Annotated in this window: 21 protein-coding genes and 1 pseudogene; 6 read left to right on the top strand and 16 right to left on the bottom strand. The window is 35.0% G+C overall.

The window, feature by feature from the left end:
* Positions 1 to 48: 48 nt before the first annotated feature.
* The 3 genes from AC4BC7_RS02650 (at position 49) to AC4BC7_RS02640 (ending at position 3,571) form a co-directional block, all read left to right on the top strand.
* The gene (locus AC4BC7_RS02650; protein WP_490503761.1) at positions 49 to 519 is read left to right on the top strand and encodes a FeoA domain-containing protein; all 471 of its coding nucleotides are present in this window, start codon (positions 49 to 51) and stop codon (positions 517 to 519) included.
* Positions 516 to 2,663: a ferrous iron transport protein B gene (gene feoB / locus AC4BC7_RS02645; protein ID WP_490503760.1), complete on the top strand. Its 2,148-nt coding sequence runs from the start codon at positions 516 to 518 to the stop codon at positions 2,661 to 2,663. The genes AC4BC7_RS02650 and feoB overlap by 4 nt, the downstream gene beginning before the upstream one ends.
* 233 nt (positions 2,664 to 2,896) lie before the next feature.
* Positions 2,897 to 3,571: a helix-turn-helix domain-containing protein gene (locus tag AC4BC7_RS02640; RefSeq protein WP_490503758.1), complete on the top strand. Its 675-nt coding sequence runs from the start codon at positions 2,897 to 2,899 to the stop codon at positions 3,569 to 3,571.
* 276 nt (positions 3,572 to 3,847) lie between these two features.
* Here AC4BC7_RS02640 and AC4BC7_RS02635 read toward each other — a convergent pair whose 3' ends face one another.
* The 7 genes and pseudogenes from AC4BC7_RS02635 to AC4BC7_RS02605 all read right to left on the bottom strand — a co-directional run bounded on the left by AC4BC7_RS02635 (position 3,848) and on the right by AC4BC7_RS02605 (position 12,172).
* Complete coding sequence (locus AC4BC7_RS02635) at positions 3,848 to 4,432, bottom strand: histidine phosphatase family protein (protein ID WP_490503757.1); 585 nt, start codon at positions 4,430 to 4,432, stop codon at positions 3,848 to 3,850.
* Between the two features lie 7 nt (positions 4,433 to 4,439).
* Positions 4,440 to 5,294 carry an aldo/keto reductase gene (locus AC4BC7_RS02630; protein WP_490503754.1) on the bottom strand — a complete coding sequence of 285 codons (855 nt, stop codon included), beginning with the start codon at positions 5,292 to 5,294 and terminating at the stop codon, positions 4,440 to 4,442.
* A gap of 69 nt (positions 5,295 to 5,363) precedes the next feature.
* Entirely contained in the window at positions 5,364 to 5,780 is a 417-nt protein-coding gene (locus tag AC4BC7_RS02625) for a MerR family transcriptional regulator (RefSeq protein WP_207940368.1), read from the bottom strand.
* An 86-nt stretch (positions 5,781 to 5,866) separates the two neighbouring features.
* A complete protein-coding gene (locus AC4BC7_RS02620) occupies positions 5,867 to 6,703 on the bottom strand; it encodes a PRD domain-containing protein (RefSeq protein WP_490503753.1) in 837 nt (278 codons plus the stop codon).
* A gap of 20 nt (positions 6,704 to 6,723) precedes the next feature.
* A pseudogene (locus tag AC4BC7_RS02615) lies at positions 6,724 to 8,130 on the bottom strand (glycoside hydrolase family 1 protein).
* Between the two features lie 12 nt (positions 8,131 to 8,142).
* Positions 8,143 to 9,972 (bottom strand): beta-glucoside-specific PTS transporter subunit IIABC, encoded by a 1,830-nt coding sequence (locus AC4BC7_RS02610; RefSeq protein ID WP_490503752.1) that lies wholly within the window; start codon positions 9,970 to 9,972, stop codon positions 8,143 to 8,145.
* 577 nt (positions 9,973 to 10,549) lie between these two features.
* A complete protein-coding gene (locus tag AC4BC7_RS02605; protein WP_490503751.1) occupies positions 10,550 to 12,172 on the bottom strand; it encodes an alpha-glucosidase in 1,623 nt (540 codons plus the stop codon).
* 119 nt (positions 12,173 to 12,291) lie between these two features.
* Between AC4BC7_RS02605 and AC4BC7_RS02600 the strand changes: the two genes are divergently transcribed.
* A complete protein-coding gene (locus tag AC4BC7_RS02600) occupies positions 12,292 to 13,941 on the top strand; it encodes a MutS-related protein (protein ID WP_490503750.1) in 1,650 nt (549 codons plus the stop codon).
* A 47-nt stretch (positions 13,942 to 13,988) separates the two neighbouring features.
* Here the strand turns inward: AC4BC7_RS02600 and AC4BC7_RS02595 are convergent, their stop codons facing one another.
* The 4 genes from AC4BC7_RS02595 to AC4BC7_RS02580 all read right to left on the bottom strand — a co-directional run bounded on the left by AC4BC7_RS02595 (position 13,989) and on the right by AC4BC7_RS02580 (position 17,131).
* The gene (locus AC4BC7_RS02595) at positions 13,989 to 14,735 is read right to left on the bottom strand and encodes an alpha/beta hydrolase (RefSeq protein WP_490503749.1); all 747 of its coding nucleotides are present in this window, start codon (positions 14,733 to 14,735) and stop codon (positions 13,989 to 13,991) included.
* Positions 14,736 to 14,874: 139 nt separating this feature from the next.
* Complete coding sequence (locus AC4BC7_RS02590; RefSeq protein ID WP_490503748.1) at positions 14,875 to 15,939, bottom strand: PQQ-dependent sugar dehydrogenase; 1,065 nt, start codon at positions 15,937 to 15,939, stop codon at positions 14,875 to 14,877.
* 153 nt (positions 15,940 to 16,092) lie between these two features.
* Positions 16,093 to 16,821: a dihydrofolate reductase family protein gene (locus tag AC4BC7_RS02585; protein ID WP_490503747.1), complete on the bottom strand. Its 729-nt coding sequence runs from the start codon at positions 16,819 to 16,821 to the stop codon at positions 16,093 to 16,095.
* A 166-nt stretch (positions 16,822 to 16,987) separates the two neighbouring features.
* Positions 16,988 to 17,131 (bottom strand): hypothetical protein, encoded by a 144-nt coding sequence (locus AC4BC7_RS02580; RefSeq protein ID WP_490503746.1) that lies wholly within the window; start codon positions 17,129 to 17,131, stop codon positions 16,988 to 16,990.
* A 251-nt stretch (positions 17,132 to 17,382) separates the two neighbouring features.
* On the opposite strand from AC4BC7_RS02580, the gene AC4BC7_RS02575 reads away from it, so the two are divergent.
* A complete protein-coding gene (locus tag AC4BC7_RS02575; RefSeq protein ID WP_490503745.1) occupies positions 17,383 to 17,877 on the top strand; it encodes a cyclophilin-like fold protein in 495 nt (164 codons plus the stop codon).
* A gap of 41 nt (positions 17,878 to 17,918) precedes the next feature.
* Here AC4BC7_RS02575 and AC4BC7_RS02570 read toward each other — a convergent pair whose 3' ends face one another.
* The 5 genes from AC4BC7_RS02570 to AC4BC7_RS02550 form a co-directional block, all read right to left on the bottom strand.
* On the bottom strand, positions 17,919 to 18,293 hold the full coding sequence (locus AC4BC7_RS02570; protein ID WP_207940360.1) for a DUF2255 family protein: 375 nt from the start codon (positions 18,291 to 18,293) through the stop codon (positions 17,919 to 17,921).
* 14 nt (positions 18,294 to 18,307) lie between these two features.
* Positions 18,308 to 18,685 (bottom strand): MerR family transcriptional regulator, encoded by a 378-nt coding sequence (locus tag AC4BC7_RS02565; protein WP_490503744.1) that lies wholly within the window; start codon positions 18,683 to 18,685, stop codon positions 18,308 to 18,310.
* A gap of 16 nt (positions 18,686 to 18,701) precedes the next feature.
* Positions 18,702 to 19,364 carry an SDR family oxidoreductase gene (locus AC4BC7_RS02560; RefSeq protein WP_490503743.1) on the bottom strand — a complete coding sequence of 221 codons (663 nt, stop codon included), beginning with the start codon at positions 19,362 to 19,364 and terminating at the stop codon, positions 18,702 to 18,704.
* Positions 19,365 to 19,397: 33 nt separating this feature from the next.
* Positions 19,398 to 20,249, bottom strand: coding sequence for an aldo/keto reductase (locus tag AC4BC7_RS02555; RefSeq protein ID WP_490503742.1), 852 nt, complete (start codon positions 20,247 to 20,249; stop codon positions 19,398 to 19,400).
* 122 nt (positions 20,250 to 20,371) lie between these two features.
* Positions 20,372 to 21,814, bottom strand: coding sequence for a glycoside hydrolase family 1 protein (locus tag AC4BC7_RS02550; RefSeq protein WP_490503741.1), 1,443 nt, complete (start codon positions 21,812 to 21,814; stop codon positions 20,372 to 20,374).
* Positions 21,815 to 21,963: 149 nt separating this feature from the next.
* Here AC4BC7_RS02550 and AC4BC7_RS02545 point away from each other — a divergent pair, with 149 nt between their 5' ends.
* Positions 21,964 to 23,118: an MFS transporter gene (locus AC4BC7_RS02545; protein WP_490503740.1), complete on the top strand. Its 1,155-nt coding sequence runs from the start codon at positions 21,964 to 21,966 to the stop codon at positions 23,116 to 23,118.
* Positions 23,119 to 23,169 lie beyond the last annotated feature (51 nt).

Here is a 23,169-nt window from a genome sequence, read left to right as displayed (position 1 = left end):
ATTCTCATTTATACAATGTATACCTTTTATTAGAAGGAGGAAGTATCCATGAATCAATTAGTAAGTCAACCATTAAATATAGTTTATCAAGTTCAAAAAATCACAGGCGATTCAAAAACAAGAAATTATTTACAACAATTAGGTGTGCGTACTTCAAACAAAGTTGCACTAATCAAATTGGACAAACAAGCTGGAATTCTTTCGTTAAGAAATAGTCGCTTAGCTGTTTCTAGAGAACTTTTAGAAAACATTTGGGTAGATACGATTCGTTTGAATCAAAATTGGGTATCTTTAGATCAATTAGAGGTTGGAGAATCTGGTGCAGTCGTAAGTATATATGGTAAAGATGCTATTCGACGTCGCTTAATGGATATGGGAGTCACAAAGAATATCCCCATTGTCATAAAAAAAGTCGCCCCTCTTGGCGATCCGATAGAAGTGACTATTCGAAATTATGAACTAACATTAAGAAAAGAGGAAGCTACATTAATTCTAGTATCAAAGGAGGAGAATTTATGAATCCCTATCATTTTGCTCTTGCTGGCAATCCCAATAGTGGAAAAACAACCGTCTTCAACTATTTAACTGGTTCCTCACAACGAGTGGGCAATTGGCCGGGCGTGACTATTGAACGTAAATCTGGACACTTCCGTAAAAATAAACAAATCGTTTTACAAGATTTACCTGGTACCTACTCTCTTTCCCCTTATACACCTGAAGAAATTATTACTAGAGACTATTTATCTGAACAAAGACCAAATGTAATTCTAAATATTGTAGATGGTAGTAATTTAGAACGTAATTTATATTTGACTACACAGCTTTTAGAAATAGGCCTACCCGTTGTAGTTGGAATAAACATGATGGATATCGTCAAAAAAAGTGGCCGAAAATTGAACTTAGACAAATTGTCCTATAGTCTAGGTGTTTCAGTTGTAGGTATGAGTGCTTTGAAGAAAAATGGAATAGAAATTTTAATTGAAAAAGGAATATCAGTTGCCAATGAACAAGCACCTGTAGCCCCTATTTATGATGATCGCGTTGAAAGTGCTATACATGAAATTATGGATGTTTTAGGGTCAAACGTTTCAAAAGAACAAGCACGATGGTACGCGATTAAACTTTTTGAAAAAGATCCTATTATTCAAGAAAAACTATCATTAAATGAAGCTCAGGAAAAAGAAATCGCTGAGATTATTCACATTATTGAAATGCTTTTTGATGATACAAGTGATGCGATTTTGATTAATGAGCGTTACGAATTTATTTCTCGTTTGATTTCTTTATGTCTGCTTCAAGAACAAGAATTTCAAGAGAACATTAGTGACAAAATTGATCGAGTTGTGACGAATCGCTTTTTAGCTTTACCTATTTTTGCACTTGTTTTATGGAGTATTTATTATCTTTCCATTCAAACAATCGGAACTTTAGGGACTGATTGGATAAACGAAGAATTATTTGGGACTTTAATACCTGATTTTACCCAAAAATTGTTGACTTCTTGGGCTATTGCGCCATGGCTTCAAGCGTTAATATTAGATGGAATTATAGCTGGTATTGGGGCTGTATTAGGTTTTCTTCCACAAATTTTAGTTTTATTTTTCTGCTTATCTATCCTAGAAGATTGTGGGTATATGGCACGTATTGCTTTTGTTATGGATCGAATTTTTCGAAAGTTTGGTCTATCAGGAAAATCGTTTATTCCAATGTTAATTGCAACAGGGTGTGGAGTGCCTGGTGTCATGGCAAGTCGAACAATTGAAAATGAAAAAGATCGTCGATTAACTGTTATGATTACAACATTTATGCCTTGTTCGGCTAAATTGCCAATTATTGCTTTGATTGCAGGTGCTTTTTTCCCACATAGTAGTTGGATTGCACCGTCTGCTTACTTCATTGGTGTTGCTGCTATTGTTTTGTCAGGAATTGCTTTAAAGAAAACTTTTTTATTTGCTGGTGATCCTGCTCCATTTATTATGGAATTACCCACTTACCATTTTCCACAATTCAAAAATGTTTTCCATCAAACTTTTGCTCGAGGTAGCTCTTTTGTAAAAAAAGCTGGAACAATCATTTTCGTTTCTTGTATCTTTATTTGGTTTACTTCGCATTACAGTTTCTCTTTACAGCCTGTTCAAGAAAGTCAGAGTATGTTAGTCGCATTTGGACAGCTTATTGCCCCACTTTTTGCACCATTGGGATGGGGAAACTGGCAAGGAACAGTCGCAACAATCGCTGGTTTAGTTGCAAAAGAAAATGTTATTGGTACGTTTGGTATTCTGTATGGTAATCTCAATTCTATTTTTGAAAATGGAAATGAAATCTGGCCTCTATTACACAACGACTTTACTGCACTTTCTGCTTATTCTTTTTTACTGTTCAATCTTTTGTGTGCACCTTGTTTTGCGGCAATAGGTGCCATCCATCGCGAAATGGCGAATAGCAAATGGACATGGATTGCTATTGGTTACCAATGTGGATTAGCTTATCTTGTCAGCTTTGTCCTCTATCAATTTGGTCATATCTTTGTAGAGCATGCACCTATTGCATTTAGTACTTTTATCGCCGGTTTTGTTTTAGTTGGAATGGTTTATAGTTTGATACGAAATCCTAAAGAACATACTCAACTACTCCCAACACCTATTTTGAAAGAAGGGAAATAATGACTACTATACTTTTATCTATATTCATTTTTGGACTTGCAGGTTGGATTATTTATAAACAGGTTAAAGGGCACGGACATTGCGAAGATTGCTCTACGAATTGTTCGATAAAAAAAACTCGTATTTTTTAAATATGCTAGTAAAGCAAGTATTTCTTGATAAACTACTCAAGTTATACTTGCTTTACTAATCTTTCTTCAAACAGTTATTATCAATACAAGGAGGCGAATTATATGACAAATCAACCCTTTAGCACTAAAGAACTAGGCAAAACTATTGGGACTTACAGAAAAGAAAAAAATTTAACTCAAAGTGAATTAGCTGAAGCACTATATGTCAGTCATCAGGCGGTTTCCTCTTGGGAAAATGGATTGACTTCTCCAGATATTGCAAAATTATCGGAGCTAGCCAAAATTTTTCAGCTAACTATTGATGAATTATTGAATAATGAGCAGTTAGTAGCAACAGTTACTAAAGTTGCAAACCATGATTCACTGCGAGAAGAAGAATTAATGCGTATTACGGCAATTGTTAAACCTGATGAATTGAATAAGATTATTGAAGAAATAGAAGAGCCTCACTTCGATATCGAAATTTTACTAGCCTTAGCACCTTTTATTGACAAAAATAACTTATTTAGCTATATCAAAGCACCATTTACCAACATATCATTAGCTGATCTCGTTGAACTTGCGCCATTCTTAGATACACGACAACTTTCGCAAATTATCGATTATGAATTATTCAAAGAAGGTTATTCTATGAAAGCAGTAGCGGAGCTTGCTCCTTTTTTAAATGAAGCAACTCTCATTCAATTAATACAAAAATGTTCCTACCACTACTCAACCAAGGATATTTTAGATATAGCGCCTTTCCTAAGCCCAGAAGCTTTATCCCAACTTATGTAAGATAAAGAGTTCACTTCTTAACGCTCTTTCTCCTTATGGTTTGAAAGTAATTTTAAAGAAATGTAAACGAACCTCCAACACCTAAATGTCGGAGGTTCGAATTATCTACATATAATAAAATTCACTGCTTATCATGCATTATGACCAAAACAATTTTTTCTGTACTATATTTCTCTTTAATCGTTTTGAAAATGTATTTTGCATTTTCATAGTCAAGACTCTAAATATATGGTTTCACTGAAAATTTCTTACTTTAGTTATAGTTAATTTTTTCAATTAAATAATTAAACTAAAATCATGATTAATAATCTCGATTAAACGAAATTCATTTTCATCAAATTCAAACTTTAATACACAGCAATTTCCGAGCGGTTTTTTTTGGTCAACTTCACTTGTATGTGCCCAATAACGCATAAACTGACGACAAGCCGCACCATGTGAAACTGCTAAAATAGTTTCATGAGTTTCGTTTGACATAAATTCAAAAATCGATTGTGCAACACGTTCTCGAAAGGCCATTTCAGCCTCTCCACCAAAAGGAACAAAGAAGTCACCATAAGGTAATGCCGGATTTAAAAATTCTGGCTCGCCTTCGAAACGACCAAAGTTCCATTCTTTTAAGCCTTTTAATCGAGTATAGGGTAAATCAGTAATTTGTTCTAACGTATCTGATGCACGCTCGGATGTTGAACAATACGCACTTTGGATCTCAATTTGATTTTCTTTAAAATAATGTCCAGCAATTTGAGCTTGTTTGATTCCCAACTCAGTTAATGGTGCATCACACCAGCCTTGGATTTTGTGTAATTGATTAAACAGCGTTTGACCATGTCGCATTAGATAAAGTATTTTCACATTCATTCTCCTTCTAACTATTTAATTTACGTCCTGCCATCCAACGAATCATTGCTGGATCAGCATGCGAAAAGAATTGACTTTCTCCTTGCTCTAAAGTAGCAATTTGTTTCTTTTCTTCATCTGATAAGTTGAAGTCAAATACATTAAAGTTTTCACGCATTCTTTCTGGTTTAACTGACTTAGCTAAAACCACAACTTCTTGTTCCACTAACCAGCGAATAATCACTTGGGCGACAGATTTATTGTGTTTTTTAGCAATTGTTTTTAAAATTTCATTATTAAAAATATCATGTTTTCCTTCTGCAAAAGGTGCCCATGCTTCTGGAAGGATATTCGCTTGTTTTAACAATTTAATTGTTTCTGTTTGTTGATGAAATGGATTAATTTCAATTTGATTGATTTGTGGTACTACTTTGTTGAATAAAGACAAATCTACTGCCCGATCGACAGAAAAATTAGAAATGCCAATCGCTCGAACTCTTCCTTCTTGCTGTAATTCTTGCATCGCTCGCCAAGCGCCATACACATCATTAAATGGTTGATGAATTAACAACAAGTCTACGTAATCCAATTGCAAACGTTCTAGTGACTGTTGAAAGGAAGCATACACACCTTCATAAGAAACATTTTCGACCCATATTTTAGTTGTAATAAATAATTCCGCCCTAGCAATATCAGCTTTTTTGATTCCTCTACCGACTGCTTCTTCATTCAAATACGATTGGGCAGTGTCAATATGACGATAACCTGTTTGAATAGCTTGAAAAACAGCTTCCTCTGCTTCTTGCGGATCGGTAATTTGATACGTTCCAAAACCTAAAATAGGAATTTCAATTCCATTATTCATCGTTAATACGTGTTCCATACTTCTTCCTCCTTCAAAATAACATTACATTTATTTTAAAGTATGAAGTGGACTTTATAGCAAGCGTTTTTATAATTTTACTTTCCAAAGTTCTTCTGTAGTTACAGCGGTTAACTCTCCTGTTTGAAATTTAGCCAAATGTTCATCATACGTTTCAATTTTGTAATTAAGTAACTTACGTACACGTTGTAGCTCTGCTATTTTTTCATCAATTTCTTGCAATTGATCTCTTAATACTTGTTTTTGTTGTTTGCGCTCTTCGCCTTGCTTTTGTGACAATCGAGAAAACTCTTGTAAAGATTCAATTGATAACCCTGCGTTACGTAAACTTTTCATTAAATAAATCCAATTTAAGGTAGACTTTGTATAAATTCGATAGCCGTTCTCATCCCTTTCAATCGGGGGAATAATCCCAATTTTTTCATAATAACGGATAGTCGATATTGAGATATCAAATAATTCTGCTACATCTTTACTACTTAGCACGTAATCCTCTCCTTTTTATATACTTCCTTATATTTTAGCATTTAATAAATTAAAAACTAGTTTGGAAATCCAAACTAGTTTTATTGCTAATAAACACGTGCAATATGCAGAGTTAGATACAACAATTCATCACTATTCACTGACACATTAAGTTCATTTTCTACGTATTCTTTTACTTTTTGTGCGGCCTGGAATTCTCGATTTAAACGAACTTTTACTGAATTTAATAAAAAATCATCTTTAGCAGGCAATTCTTCTCTCTTTAACATACGTCCAATAAAAAATTGTAAATGTGTCACAAAACGCAGATACAAGAATGACTCTTTGTCGACTTCTTTTTCTGGAAAAAGATATCCTAATAACATTAGAATATCTTTTAACATACGAATAGATAAAATAGTTTCTTCCATATTTGCAAGACTATCTTGCGCATTGACGATATGAAACGCAATGTTTCCAGCTTCTTCTTCAGGTAAGGTTATCTTTAATTCTAAATTCAAGCGTTCGACAGCATAACGACCAATCGTAAATTCTTTAGGATAGTATCTTTGAATTTCTACAAGTAATTTATTTTGAAATACAATTCCCTTGACACTACGTTCAATCGCGTAATTGATATGATCTAACAATGTAAAAAACAAATTTTTATTTAGCTTATTTTCATATTGTTTATTAGTATAATCAACAATTTCTTTCACTACTAGTAGCAAATTTTCAGGAATATCCTCAAACAATTGAATGTAATCTGATTTTAATGTTTGAGAAATTGAATCCAATTTAAATACTTTTTCTATTTTTTCTTCAGGAACACAGTCACCTTTTTTTAATGAAAAACCTAACCCTTTTCCCATTAGAATAACCTCAACTCCCTCATCATTCCGACTAAGAATCAGGCTATTATTCAATGCTTTAATGACTTCCATCTCATTCGCCTTCCTATCTACTACAAGCCATTACGAGCAATCACTTGTTGATACCAATAAAAACTATCTTTTTTTATCCGTTGTAATTCTTTTAATTCTTGATCTGTGCGATCGATATAAATAAAACCGTAACGCTTGTTAAATCCTTGATGTGTGCTTACAACGTCAATAGCCGACCATGGTAAATATCCTAAAACATCCACACCATCTGTAATTGCTTCTTGAATTGCATAGATATGTTGGCTTAAATAGTTGATACGCTCTTGATCACGAACAGAACCGTCGTCTTCAAGTCTATCAGGAGCACCATAACCATTTTCAGTTATTAAAATAGGCAAATTATACCGATCATATAATTTACGTAAAGTTAATCGTAAGCCAGTGGGGTCAACTACCCAACCGTAGGGCGTTTTCCCGACATAAGGATTTTCTGCTGCTCGATAAACCCCTTCTTCACCTAACATAATCTGTTGATCACCAGCGCGCGCAGAAACGTCTGACCCATCATTTTTGCTTGCAGCAATAGTTGCTGTAGAATAATAATTAACTGCAATAAAATCGGGTTCTCCTGCTTGTAAAGAGGTAAAGTCATCTGGTGTAACCTGTGGATACCATTGTCGATCATATAAATACTTTTCAAATAAATAATTATATCTTCCTCTGACAGCCGCATCCAGAAATGACCAGCCACGTAAAGTTTCCCAATTATGAGCCGCAATTGCATCATCAGGTGCAGCGGTTGCTTGATACATCGCAGTTAAATTAATCGCAGGGCCGATTTTTCCTGGTAAGTTTAAATCATGATACAATTTAAAAGTTTTTGCTTGTGCTACCAATACATGATGATTCATCTGAAATAATTCTTTCTTACTAGGTAATTCACCGTTTTCGGGAATCCCGATTGCACCTGGATGTAAAATCATGGTATTTTGCTCATTAATCGTTAACTAATAATTGACTTTATCGCCATAGGCTTCAAATAAGATTTTAGCATAAATTAAGAAGGCATCACATGTTTTCGGATTTTTCCAACCGCCTTTTTCTTCTAAAAAATATGGTAAATCAAAATGATACATTGTAACAACTGGTTCAATTCCTTGCTTTAAACATTCATTAATCACATTTTGATAAAAAGCAATACCTTCTTCGTTTAACTCTTGGGTCTCCACATTTATAATGCGAGTCCAAGCAATTGAAAAACGAAAAGCTTTCAATCTTAATTCTGCAAATAATTGAATATCTTCTTTATAATGATGATAGAAATCTGATGCTACTTCAAAATTAGCAACATCTTCTGGATGAAGATATTTATCAATAATCGATAATATTTTTCCATCTATATTGTAAGCACCCTCGGCTTGATAAGCACTAATTGAAGCTCCCCATAAAAAATTATCGGGGAATTTTTCTAAAGTTTTATATTGCATAAACGTTTCCTCCTAATTAATTGTCATGAGTTCTTCTGCTGATAAAGCAGGACCTACCTTTTCTTGAATAGTAAACTTATCACTGTTCGTAACAATTAAAATAACCGTGTCATCGTATCCTTTTTCTTTGATTTTTTTGAAATCAATTGCCATTAATTCCTGACCAACAGATACATAGTCCCCTTCTTTAACAAATAGCTCAAAAGGTGCTCCTTTTAAATTCACGGTATCAATTCCTACATGAATTAATATTTCTACACCTTCTGAAGAAATCAATCCAATCGCATGTTTTGATTCTAAAATTGTTAAAACTGTTCCTTCAATGGGTGATACAATGATATTCTCTTCTGGTTGAATCCCTACACCTTTTCCTAACAATCCTTTTGAAAATACATTATCATTGATTTCTGATAAAGGGATGACGTTCCCCTTGATGGGATTTTTTATCGTCATGTTCACATTTTCTAGTAATTGTTCATTGCTTTCTGCTTCAGTTATTGGGTCTTCAAATCCCATTAAATAAGCAATAATGAATGTTGCACTGAATGAAATAAGACAAGTGATAATAGCATGAACGATATTCATTGGATTTTCTCCAATAAAAGCTGGCAAAGCAGCCAGACCTGGTGAAACAAAGGCATAACGGACTAATCCTGATAAACCTGCATATAGTCCCCCTATTGCTCCACCAATCATAGAAGCAATCAGTGGTTTTTTTAGTTTCAAAGTTACACCATATAAAGAAGGCTCTGTAATCCCCATTAAAGCGGTAATCCCTGCTGAAGTAGCTAATTGTTTTAATTCTTTGTTTTTTGTTTTAAAAGCTACAGCAAAAGTGGCACCAGATTGCGCAATATTAGATGCTAGCATTCCTGGTCCATTGACCATTTCTGAGCCATTTTTACTTAATTGCATTGTTGCAATTGGGGTCATTGCCCAAGCTGTTCCAGTTACTACTAAGAAGGGCTGAAGTCCGCCCATTAAAAATGGAATTAACCAAGCTGCCTTATCATTAATCCAAGAAGCACCGGTAGCGACTAAATCATTTAGTAAGGTTCCAAAAGGCCCAATAACTACTAAAGCTAATGGTCCCATAATCAAAAACACTAACATTGGTTTAGTAAAAAACTTAATAAACGATGGCGAAATCCACTCTGCAAAGCGTTCTACATACGACATAATCCATACTGTAAAAATAATCGGTAATACTGAACCAGCGTAGTCTGCTGCTAATACGGGAATTCCTAAGAAATGTACAGGATCTCCTGTTGAAAAAAGCTGTGAAATATTTGGATGTAGCAAAATTCCTGCAACAGTCACTGCTAAAATTGGACTCACTTCAAACTTAATCGATGCTCCATAAGCCAAAAGTACAGGCATAAAATAAAAAGCAGCATCTGCAACTGTATTTAAAATAATATATGTTTGACTTGTATCAGATAACACACCTGTTAACGTCAGTACAGCTAAAATCGCTTTTACCATCCCAGCACCAGTAATTGCTGGAATCATGGGTGTAAAAGTCGTCGAAATAACGCTAATAATTCTTGAAATCAGGCCTTCTTTCTCCCTCGTAGTATCCTTCTGCACTTTGGTTGTTCCTACTATTTTTTGAATTTCTTTAAAAGCAGTTTGTACTTCATTGCCAATAATAACTTGGTATTGACCACCACTATCAACAACACTTATCACGCCTGATGTCTTTTCTAATTGTTGGGTTTTTGCTTTATTTTTATCTTTTAATTCAAAACGCAAGCGAGTCGCGCAATGCGTCAAACTAACTACATTTTCTTTCCCACCTACTAATTCTAAAACTTTTCTACCTACTTCTTTGTAATCCATCTTCTTTACTCCTTTCAAATAAAAAAGACCAAAACAAACGAGCCCCATCGAAATGAAGTTTACGTTTGTCTTGGTCTTGCCTGCATAATCAGTAACACGCCAATAACATTATTTGCCAATTCATACTACCACACAATGAAAAGGATTTCAAATATAATTTTTAATTTATTACTTATAAGCTTTCAATGTTGAACACTAGCAATTCTTTCGTTTGATTAAACGTAATAAGAATGATCTGTTTCATTTCTTTCTAATACCATAATAATTATTCTTTTCACCAATATGAAGGTCAAATAAATCAGTAACCGTTGTTACACCGCCACATACACCAATATTTAAAATTAGCTTTGCATAAAATACTGAAATTGGTTTTTCCTTAACCAAAACAAGCTTCAAATTATTTTATTGTGCTTTGTAAAATGTTTTTCAATTTAATTTAGAATCTTTAATTCCATATGAAAATGAGTTTTCAATTAATTCATTTCTAATTCCCTTGTAGCAATAGTTCTTATTTTCATGAATACTCTTCCTAGAAAAACTAGAGGATTACCCAAAAGTAATTCTCTAGCATAAATAACTATGACAATTTATACAAACGTGCTTCAAAAGGACGCAATTTTGAAAAATCATAATCCAAATAATTGGATAGCACGAGTTTATTGTCCGTCAATTCATCTAATGAAACAAAATCTTGTTCTTCTTTACTTAAATTCACTACAATTGCATAATGCTCTTGTTCATTTTTACGTTCATAGTGAAAAACGGGTGCTGCTTCGGTTTCAATATAGTGGAAGGCACCACTAACAAACACAGGATATTTTTTTCTCAATTGAATTAACTCTTTGTAAAAATTAAACACAGAATTCGCGTCTTCTTGTTCTAATTTTACATTAACAGAACCTTTGTTTTGATTCATTTTTAACCAAGGTTTCGTTTCAGAAAAACCTGCAAACTCAGAGCCATCCCATTGCATAGGGGTCCGAGCGTTATCGCGAGTCACCGCTGATATTTGTTCCAACGCTTGTGTTTCTGAATAACCATGGGTGATTAATTGATGATACATATAGATAGTATCTGTTGCATTGACTTCATCAATTGAATCAAAAGTGGTATTTGTCATACCAATTTCTTGTCCTTGATAGATAAAGGGAGTTCCTTGTAACAGCATAAAGGCCATCGCTAAAGCTTTTCCAGAAATCGTTCGATACATTGGGCTATCGTCGCCATACACAGATATACTTCTTGGTAAATCGTGATTTTCCATATATAACGCATTCCAGCCTTTATCTTTGGCACAGGCTTCTTGCCATCGAACTAAAGCTTCTTTAAATTGTTTAAACGGTTGTTCAACATTTGCTGTTCGCCATAATCCAGTATGTTCAAACTCAAAAATCATATTAAAGTAACCATCTCTGCCTACCCAAACTTCGGCTTCATCTGCAGTAACTCCAGATGCTTCACCGACTGTCATTAAGTTATGTTTTTTAAAGATTGTATTTAATTCACTCAAATATTCTCCAATGCCTTCTACATTTTGAAATGCTTTGAATGGACGTTTCGAATCGTTGTTTGGTTGGTCCCATTTTTCTTTTTTTATATGTGAAATGGCATCAATGCGGAAACCATCAATTCCTTGATTTGCCCACCATTCAATCATTTCAACTATTTTTTTCTTCATTGCTGGTGAATCCCAATTCAAATCGGGTTGTTCTTTTGCAAAAGTATGGAAATAATATTCTTCTCTTACTTCATCGTATGTCCATACAGAGCCACCGAAAATAGACTGCCAATCATTCGGCTCCTTGCCATTAACGGGTTCGTGCCAAATATAGAAATCACGGTAATCTGGATCGTTTTGTCGAGATTTCTCAAACCAACTATGTTGATTCGATGTGTGATTAATCACTAAATCCATAATAATTTTTATCTCTAATTGTTTTGCTTCGTTTACAAGTTCTTTAAACTCTTCCATCGTACCAAAATCACTAGAAATTGCGCAATAATCTGAAATATCATACCCATTGTCAAAATTAGGTGAAGCGTAAATAGGCGTAATCCAAATAAAATCGATCCCTAACTCTTTCAAATAACCTAATTTTTCCCGAATACCATTGATATCACCAATTCCATCATTATTCGAATCTTTAAAACTTCTTGGATAAATTTGATAGCCAACTGCTTCTTTCCACCATGTACTCATTGTGTCCCTCCGATATAATCTATTACGTGTCTATTATAACTTTTTCTCTTTCTTTAAGATACCTATGAATGATATATGTTATCCTTATTATATGACAACTATTAGAAAAGGTGAAAAAAATGAACGAACGTCTTTTTATTTTAATCGTGATTGTAGGAATTTTTCTGCTCATTATTGGCATGGAATATTATCAACGTGTGAAACTAAAACAGCGCGTCAAAAATCAATGGGGGAAAATTCCTCTTCAGCCAAGATTTGATAAAGAAGAAAGTTTAAAAAGCGCCTGGCAACAAGAACGTTCTTTTAAAAAATGGGACAGTGAAATTGATGATATCACTTGGTATGATTTAGATATGTTTCAAGTATTTGAATTGATTAATGCTACTTATTCTAGTGTTGGTTCAGAAGCTCTGTATCAACAATTGCGGAATTATCATTGGCAACAAGATACTGAAATTGAGAAACTCATCGCATATTATCAAGAGTTTCCTCACGAGCGTGAAAAAATCCAATACGCTTTTGCGCAATTAGGAAAACAAGATCATAATTTTTCCAAACATTATCTTTCTAACCAAGAAAAAAAAGCATTAGGATCTCTGCCTGTATTTATTTTATTAGGTATCTTACCTTTTATTGGGTTATTCTTTTTTTTCATTGGACAATCTACTGGTCTTGTTTTAACTATTGGTAGCTTGGTCTTTAACACCATTTTTTATCAGATTAAAAAAGCCCAATTAGATATTGAGCTCAATAGTATGCGCTATTTAATCCAAACCATCGCTACTGGTAAGAAAATTGCGAAAATCAGCCAGCCTTTACAAGGTGACTTACATGCGACTTTAAAAAATCTAAAGAGCATCCTCTATTTTGGCGTTTCTTTTCGTTCAAAAGGTAATTCAGAAACAGAAGTGCTTTTCGATTATTTAAATACAATGTTTATGCTACCTTTTATCTCCTATTCATTTGTTATTCGCCGAATTCGTCATTATCAAAAAGATGCGATTCGTCTTTGGGAAATCTTAGGAAAATTAGAAGTGGCAGCAGCGGTTTTAAATTTCCGCTCATTTATGCCAGTCACTTGTCAGCCAACATTTAAAAATGGACAGGTTACTGCGGAAAATATCTATCATCCATTATTAGAGAAGGCTGTAATGAATCCCGTTGATTGGCAACAAACAACCTTAGTGACTGGCTCAAATGCTTCGGGTAAATCGACTTATGTGAAAAGTATTGCGATTAGTTGTATTTTGGCACAAACTATTCAAACAGCCATTGCGGAAAAATTTGTTATGCAACCTGGACATGTGCTAACTTCAATGGCTGTCGAAGATAATATTTCTGAAGGTGACAGCTATTTTGTTGCTGAAATAAAATCTGTAAAACGCTTATTAGATAAAGTTGCCACAAAGGAACATTGCTACTGTTTTATTGATGAAATTTTAAAAGGAACGAATACCGTGGAACGAATTGCTGCATCCTCAAGTATTGTCGCTTGGTTAAGTCAGACGAACAGTCTTTCAATGGTTGCTACACATGACATCGAATTGACTGAAATGCTAAAGACAACTTGCGAAAATAGCCATTTTTCAGAACAAATTGACGAAGATGAAGGTATTTCTTTTGATTATCGTGTAAAAAAAGGGGCTGCTAAAACTCGAAATGCTATTGCTTTATTAAGTGTGTTGGGGTATCCAGATATTATTGTTACCAACGCAAAACATGCTGCTCAACATTTTGATGAACAGCGAACGTGGTTAGACCTCAACTAAAGAATGGACACTCAAGTAAAACGACTTAGCTTGAGTGTCCGTTTTTCTTATTTCCATAAAACATCCATAAATAATTGATCTTGCTGTCTCCAAGTCATTTCATTATGTCCGCCATTTTTTTGGATGTGAATATAACTTGTTCCTCCAATAGCCACCAGACAATCATTAAAATACCCCACATCGTCTAATGCACTTTCGTGGCCGGCAATTTCACGCTCACCAAAACTAAAATAAACACGTGTATCTGGAGAAATTGTATGACGAGTCCATTCTTCTTTTAATTGATTCATACATAAAGAAATGGATGGTGACAAACAAGCAGCCTTAGAAAAATAATGATTATAGGCTACTACACTATAAAAAGCCATTAACCCTCCCATTGAACTGCCACCAATTGCGGTCGCCTCTCGAAAAGGATACGTACGATAGTTTTCATCAATAAATGGTTTCAACTCATGAACAACCCAATCCATTAACTCATCACCGTAGCCATTCATTGCTCCAAAAAAGCTAGTTTCAATAGAATATGGACAATATTCATCTAAACGTTCATTACCATTATGACTACATTCAATTCCCACTATCATCATCGGTTTATCATATTGGTCTAGAAAGTCTTCTAAGCCCCAAGAAGTTCCATACGTTGCATCTTGATCATTAAATAAATTATGACCATCATACATATACATGACCGGATAGCGCTCTTCACTGTCCAGATAATCATTTGGTAAATAAACATGGATTTTTTTCGTTGTCTTTTTTAATGGAAAATAGTATTCAAATTTTTCTATCATCTTATTTCCCCCTTTTTCAAATTTTAACATGCTTTTATTTAGCTGTCTTTGGAAATGTCCGGTAATAGCGTTCTTTCTAAGAAAAACGCGTTTGCGATAATAGTTTTTGAATTAGCAAAAAAACTAACGCTAGAAACAATTATTCTAGCGTTAGTTGATACAACTTATCATCATCTTCTTCACCATTTCCACGACCATCTAAGTTATTTGTCACAAAATAAAGCGTATCTTCTTCCACTAAGACATCACGAATTCTTCCATACCCTTCAAGGAAAGAACGCATTTCTTTCGTCTCTAGATTCACTTCAAAGATAGCACTTCCTCGTAATCCGGCAACATATAATTTATCTTGCCATACAGACATTCCTGAGGGTGCCCAGGTTGTATTTGCTCCTGAGGTAAATAGAGGAACTTCCATCCCAGCTTGTTCATCTTGGCCTTCAATAATTGGCCAACCATAATTCTTACCAGCTTCAATGTGGTTAATTTCATCATTGGCACTATTTCCATGTTCACTCGCATACATTGTATCATCTGATGTCCAAGCAAGACCTTGAGGATTACGGTGGCCGTAACTATAAATATAACTTTCTGTATAAGGATTATCTGCAGGAATCGTTCCATCAAGATTTACTCGTAAAATGGTACCTGCTAACGAATCTAAAGATTGAACATTTTCTAGTTGATGCGCATCACCTACAGTCACATATAATTTCCCATCTGGTCCAATTGCTAATCGTCCACCGTCATGATAATTGCCACCTGGAAGTCCATCCAGCAATACCCTACTCTCTTCCCATTGACTGTCGTTTAAACGTAATTTTACCAGTTTATTGAATGTACCTGCTTGAGTTACATACGTATAATATGCAAAGGCTTCTTGTGACTCTTCAAAATCAGTCGCTAATAAAAATCCCAGTAAACCCGCTTCGGAAACATCAGATAACTCGTCCCTTAAATGAACTGTTTGTCGTTGTACTTTTCCATCCGTAATTTTGGCAATCGTTCCTGAACGTTCACTGATATAAAAGCTATTGTCATATTTTTGAATGGACCATGGTACCTCTAACTCCGTTGCTAAGATAACGACTTCTGCTTGTTCCACTTGTACAGTCGCTGAATCTTCCACGATCGGTTGCTCAGTTGAAGAACAAGCTGTTAACAAAACTAACCAAACACTACTTAAAATTATTAGCCGCTTCATTGTTTGACCCCCTTCTTGATAAATTTCAAAAAAGTAGTTAGAAATCGTTTTTCTACCTACTTTGTCCAACATTTGTCTATTCACGAATGACCAAAACAAAAAATTTTGCTTGCTTTTCTTTATCATACCAATAGTATCGTATGATTGCACGATTTACCTTGTGTATGCTTGTTTTTTATAACGTAACCAAACACCATTTTCTCCGACTTTTTCTATTTTGCTAAGCTCATAGTTTTGTTTGAAAATCTCATTAGTCATTGGTGTTTCCACTAAAGATGTCGCTGCAAACGTTCCTTCAATAGTTGGAATAATTAGTAAACTCCATTCATCAATCAATTCTTCTTGTGCAAAAAAACCATTAATAATCCCGCCACCAGCTATTAAGAAAGTGTCAATCTTAAAATAATCTGATAACTTATCTAAAGCTACTTTTAAAGATAATGGTTTATCTTTTCCTGCAAAAATATAAGAAATCTGTTTTTCTTGCAAATAACCTAAATATTCATCAGAAACAGCTTCGCTCAAAATAGCGACAATATGATCGCCTTTTCTTTCAGGATATTCTTCACCAATTTGATTGCTCGGCCAACCGATTTTCCCATCAGGATCAATAGCAATTGCATAACTTTTTGCTGATGGATCGGCCAAATAATCTTCACGTGATGAAATCATTGGTCGCTGGCTGGAATATTCAATCGGTTGGTCATTAGTGATATCTTGTTGAAAGGTAACTCGTCCGCATATCCAATTATTTAGATTAAAACGCATGAGTAATTCATCATATATTTTTCCATAAGGTGAAAAATTTTCAGTTCCTAAATACGCTCCTGCTATTTTCCCATCCATAGACATCGCCATATGGCAAATAACTTTATAGGACATTAAACAACGCCTCCTTAACGATTATTATTTATGATACCGTTTAACCTTGTGTTTAAGTCAAGTAACAAAGCAAACGATTCTAAAAAAATCGTTTGCTTTGTTTTTTTCTAATTCTTCACTATTTGTTTCGATAATTTTTTGATACGAATAGAAAGAATCTTTCTCACTACGATTTAACGTTCACAACACCTTCATTAACTTTATCTAAGCGTTTTTCCATTTCTCCAGTACCGAAGCTCACAATGTCAATAATTCCCCAAGTAGTGTCACTCATTAAATCTACCCCATCAATGGTAATAGCTTTGAGCATCGATTGACTATTCCCAATCACTCGCTTCGATATAAGGATTTTGCGATATTTTCGCATTCGGAGTTTCTGGTACATTATAGGAAACAAAGAAATCAATGATCTTTTTGCTTTTGGTACTATAGTAAGTCAAGAGATTATTCTTATCTTTTTGCAAAAAAGCGGACACAACCAGCATCATAGCGATTTTTTCACAAAAAAATTGACTTAACCTTTAGTTTAAGCAGTACACTGATTTTAGGAGGCGATTTATTATGAAAAAACATACACTACTACATCTCTTACTCTTAGGATTTTTAACAAGTTGTGCTTCACATGAAAAAACCACCCGTCACACTAATACTAATATAAGTCCAGCTTCTTCAGATAATACTTCTGTAGAAATGACTGAAACGAATACGGCTATTTCAATTACTATTAATGAGCAAACGTTTGCAGGCACGTTAATAAGTAGTCCAACTACGACTGCTTTCAAAAAATTATTGCCGTTAGATATGACTATGACTGAATTAAATGGCAATGAAAAATATTATCATCTCCCGCAAAAGCTTCCTACCAATCCAGAATCAATTCAGACCATCCAGGCGGGTGATTTAATGTTGTTTGGGTCAGATACGTTGGTACTTTTTTATGAAGACTTTTCAACATCTTATTCGTATACACCTCTAGGAAACATCGCTAACCCGAGTGATTTAAAAGAAGCCTTAGGAAGAGGAGATAGCCCAATAACAATCACACTTACTAAATAGAACAATCGCTTTGTGAAGGAACAAAACGATTGTATTTGATGCTATTCATTTTTAGGAATCAAACGCACGGTTGCTTCTCTAGCAGTTCCAATCATCGGTGCTAGATACGGACTTTCGGCGTATTTTTGGCGATATCCTTCATCGACATGGTTATTGGTTATTTCATCTGTAGGAAATTCAAAACGAACTTCTTTTTCAACGCCACCGACTGAAAGATGACCATGACCTTCTCGTTTAGCTGATTGATACCAACGAGCATTTCTGCCAAAATAGCCTCGACAATATAGCTCATTCCCTGCTTGTACCACCCAAATCCAGGCTGGTTTATGCATCGTTCCATCTGAATTAGGAATTGATAGATATAAATTTTCATCTTTGGCAATTGCTGCTAGTTCTTCTTTGGTCCATTGTGACATATTTTTCACTCCTTTTATTCTGTTGTTTGTTCTGGCGTTACAAACTTTCCGTCTTCATAGTCTTGAATTTTTTGATTTAGACGATTTAGCGTAGTTCCCATTTCATTATATTTTTTTAAGAGAATATTACGTTCTTCTATTAATAATTGTTTTCTTTCAGAAATCGTATCATTGCCGAGTTGATATAATTCTGTATATCTCATTAATGAATCCACAGATAATCCCGAATCACGCATACACTTGATAAATTCAATCCAATCAAGATCGGTTTGTTGATAGTTTCTAATGCCTCCTTTAGTTCGTTTGACAGGAGGAATAATTCCTACGCGTTCATAATACCTTAAGGTGACTGCAGTTAAGCCAAAATATTTGGCTGCTTCTGAAATATTCAATCAACTTGCTCCTTTCTTAAATAGAATGAATTGCCTCTGAAATCAGTTGTTCTCCGTTTATTACATCAAAGGCTTTTCCGAATGTATTTTTTTTATCTAAAATTGAAACAATTACTTCTGCTACATCTTCACGAGCAATTGATTCAAACGGTACGTCTCTGCCAACTTGGATTTTTCCAGTGCCTGTATGATTGGTTAATCGTCCTGGTCGCAAAATTGTATAATCTAGTTTACTGAGTTCTAACCAGCAATCGGCATAATATTTCGCCGCACTATAATATGAACCTTTTTTGACTTCCTGTGGGACCTCATCGTCATGCCATTTGTGAACGCCAATGGCACTAACCATTACAAATCGTTTCACGCCCGAACGTTCTGTTGCTTCAATCATCTTAATTGCCCCATCTAAATCAATCAGAAGAGTTTTATCTGCACCAGTATGTCCCCCAGAGCCCGCTGAAAATACAATGGCTTCTGCTTGCACTTCTACAATCTGTGCAGCCAATTGGGTAATCGACTGTTCTAAATCCCCCAACACTGTTTGAATTTTTTGTGTTGAAAATTGTTCGATTTGTTCACTACTTCTAATCATTGCAATCGGCGTATGTCCAGATTGTTGTAATCTATCCACTAATAATTTCCCGATTTGTCCATTGGCACCAATAACTAATACTCTCATATTAAACATCCTTTCTCACTGTTTGTTCCATGATTACCATAAAGCTAAACTTTGTTTGCTAGTTGGTTTACAAAATACTTGATCGATTTGAGCGTATTCCTGTTGCGTCAATGAAATGTCTCCTGCTTGAAGGTTCTCTAACATGTGCTCCACCTTACTGGCTTTAGGAATAGCAATTGTATGATTATCTCGGATACTCCAAGCTAAAAATAATTGGGGGATACTTATCTGGTGACGTTCAACAATTTCTTGTAAGACCATTTTTTGTTGGCGATTGATGCCAGAAAAATCACCCTTAACAATCGGAGAGTAGGCAATCATCGTCATTTGCTGTTTTTGCATATAGGGAAGTAAATCATATTCAATGCCACGGTCAAACAAATTATATTTGACTTGATTGGCGATACATTCTTGTCCGTGTGGTAACTGGGTCATTTTTTGCAAATCCCTCGTATCAAAATTAGAGACACCCCACGCTCGAATTTTGCCCGCTTTCTTAGCTTTTTCCATTGCTTCCATCGTATCTTCTATAGGAACGGCACCTTGCCAATGCAATAAATACAAATCTAAGTAATCAACTGCTAATCGCTGCAAAGATTTTTCTAAACTTTGTGGGAGCTGTTTTTTTGAAGCATTTTCAGGCAAAATTTTTGAAATTAAATAAAGTGACTCGCGTGAAAAATGATGAATAGCTTCGCCAACTAACTGCTCAGACAAACCCTTCCCATACATTTCAGCTGTATCAATGACTTGCGCGCCAGCCTCAATTCCCCTTTGAATTGCTGTAATTTCTTTGTCTCTATCAATTGTGTGATTGCCAATGTTCCAAGTACCTATTCCGATAGGATGGACTTTTTTCCCCGCAAGCGTTACTTTTTGTGTCATTGATGTTCCTCCTATTTTCAAAACGAATATGCCTTTTTTATATGTTAAACCTTAACCTTTAGTTTAAGTCAAGTCTTTTAAATCAAAACAGAGAGACAAACGATGCTGTCTCTCTGTTTTAACTAATTATTTTCTAAATCTTCACCATTTGATGCAATAACTTTTTTATACCAATTAAATGATTTTTTCTTTTGACGATTGAAACTTCCATTCCCTTCATCATCCAAATCGACGTAAATGAAACCATAACGTTTACTCATCTCACCGGTGGAAGCTGCAACTAAATCAATGCAACCCCATGGTGTGTAGCCCATCAAATCGACACCATCTTCTACAGCCTCTTTCATTGTTTGAATATGCTTAGCTAAATACTCAATTCGATAGTCATCATTGATTGCTCCCTTTTCGTCGATTGTGTCTTTGGCACCTAACCCGTTTTCTACAATAAATAAAGGTACTTGATAACGGTCCCAAAGATCATTTAATGAAATACGTAAACCTAAAGGATCAATCTGCCAGCCCCATTCACTCGCTTCTAGAAATGGATTACGCACTCCCTCCATTAAGTTACCTGCTGCCGGATCTGTTTCTTCAGCACTTGTTTCGTTAATTGCCATACTCATATAATAGCTAAAGCCGATGTAGTCTACAGTATTGTCACGTAGTAGCTCTTCATCCCCTTCTTCCATGACAGGCATAGTCGCATTGTAGGTTTTTAACAATTGCTTGATATACGTAGGGTAATAACCACGAACTTGGACATCACTGGTAAAATAATCAAACGCACGTTGTTTCAATTGAGAAGCAAATTGATTCTCTGGATTACTATCGAATGCATATAAAGGCGCATAAATTTGCATACAACCGATTTGAATATCTTCCCTTACGCTTTTTCCAATTTTTACAGCTAAGGCACTTGCAACAAATTGATGATGCCACGCTTGAAAACGATTCGTATAATCATCTGAACCTGTTGAAGGGATTAACCCTTGAGATAATGCGGGAAACTCTATCGCAGAATTAATTTCATTAAAAGTCATCCAATATTTTACTTTGTGTGCATAACGCTCAAGAATCACTTTGGCATAGCGTTCAAAAAAAGCAACTAACTGTCGATTTTTCCAGCCACCATATTCTTTGGCTAGATGTAGTGGCATTTCATAGTGAGAAATAGTAATCACCGGCTCAATACCATAGCTTAAACATTCATCAATCAGCGCATCATAAAACGCTAAGCCTTTTTCGTTTGGTTCCAACTCATCTCCTTTAGGAAAAATACGACTCCAAGCAATTGAAAAGCGATATGCTTTGAAACCCATCTCAGCAAATAATGTAATATCTTCTTTAAAACGATGGTAATGATCAATCCCAACATGATTCGGATAACGATAGTTCGTTAGTTCAACATCCCAATTGAAATTTGGTGATGAAATAATCGACATTCGTTCACGTCCACCTGGCATTGCATCTGCAACCGACAAACCTTTACCATCAACATCATAAGCTCCTTCACATTGATTGGCAGCTGTCGCACCGCCCCATAAAAAGTCTTTTTTAAAAACCATTTTTCTAACCTCCCAAATAATCATTTCATCCTTATCGTATCACTTGACCTACAGATTAAGTCAATCTCTATTTGCTAAAATAAATCATCTTGACTTCACCTGTAGATTAACCTGTAAGATAAAACTACAGATGAAAGGAGCGAAATAATTTGAAAGACAATAAAAATCTACTCATTCTCATTTTGACGATTGGTGTATTTGGTATCATGAATACAGAAATGGGAATTATCGGGATTCTCCCGCTAATTGCTCAAGAATTCCATGTAAGCGTACCTACGGCTGGTTTATTAGTCAGTGGTTTTGCCTTGGTTGTTGCAATTGCCGGACCCACAATGCCGTTATTATTTTCCAAAGTAAATAGGAAAACTGTGATGGTACTTGCTTTAACAATTTTTACAGCAAGCAATATTTTCTCCATGTTTGCACCGAATTTTACATTGTTGCTTCTAGCAAGAATTATTCCTGCAGCATTTCACCCAATTTATGTTTCAATGGCCCTAACTGTCGCTGGAACCTCTGTTGAACGAAGCGAGTCAGCAAGAGCCGTTGCGAAAGTTTTTATTGGTGTTTCTGCTGGCATGGTTCTTGGTGTCCCCGTCACAAGTTTTATCGCAACTGAATTTTCTTTTGCAATGTCGATGTTGTTTTTTGCCGTTGTAAATGGCATTATGTTACTTGCTACTTTGCTATTTGTACCCTCAATGCCCGTTACAGAAGTATTGTCTTATGGAAAACAAGTGAGTGTTTTGAAAAAGCCGTTAATGTTAGTTGCAATTATTTTAGTCATTCTTTTGAATGGTGCATTATTTGGCTTCTACAGTTATCTTTCTGACTTCTTAGAAAATGTCACGTATTTATCTACACGGATGATTAGTTTTGTCCTCTTAATTTATGGGTTAACTAATATTTTAGGAAATATCATCGCAGGTCGTGTGCTTACTACCAACGCTAACAAAACCATTTTCATTATTCCCTTTGCTTTAATAACGACTTATGTCTTACTTTTTTTAACTGGTACCCTTTCTGGCATAACTGTTTTATTAATAACAATTCTTGGCATTATCGCTGGAATTATCGCTAATATTAATCAATATGTTATTGCTGAGGCTGGACCAGAAGCGCCAGATTTTTCAAACGGACTATTTCTAACCGCTGCTAATCTTGGAACAACATTTGGACCAATTATCTGTGGAATCTTCATCAGTCAATTTGGAACTATCTATTCTTTGTTTGGCGCCATTATTTTCGCCATTTTAAGTATTTTTGTTATTATCCTTAGAAATAAAATAGCGACTACTGCTTAAAAAACATCACAAAAACACGAATGAGTTGGTTGGATAACACCGTCCACTCAT

It is taken from the genome of Enterococcus sp. AMC1623 (assembly GCF_058216495.1).
The sequence above is the reverse complement of the archived record's forward strand: the minus strand, read 5'-3'. Positions and strand labels throughout refer to the sequence as shown.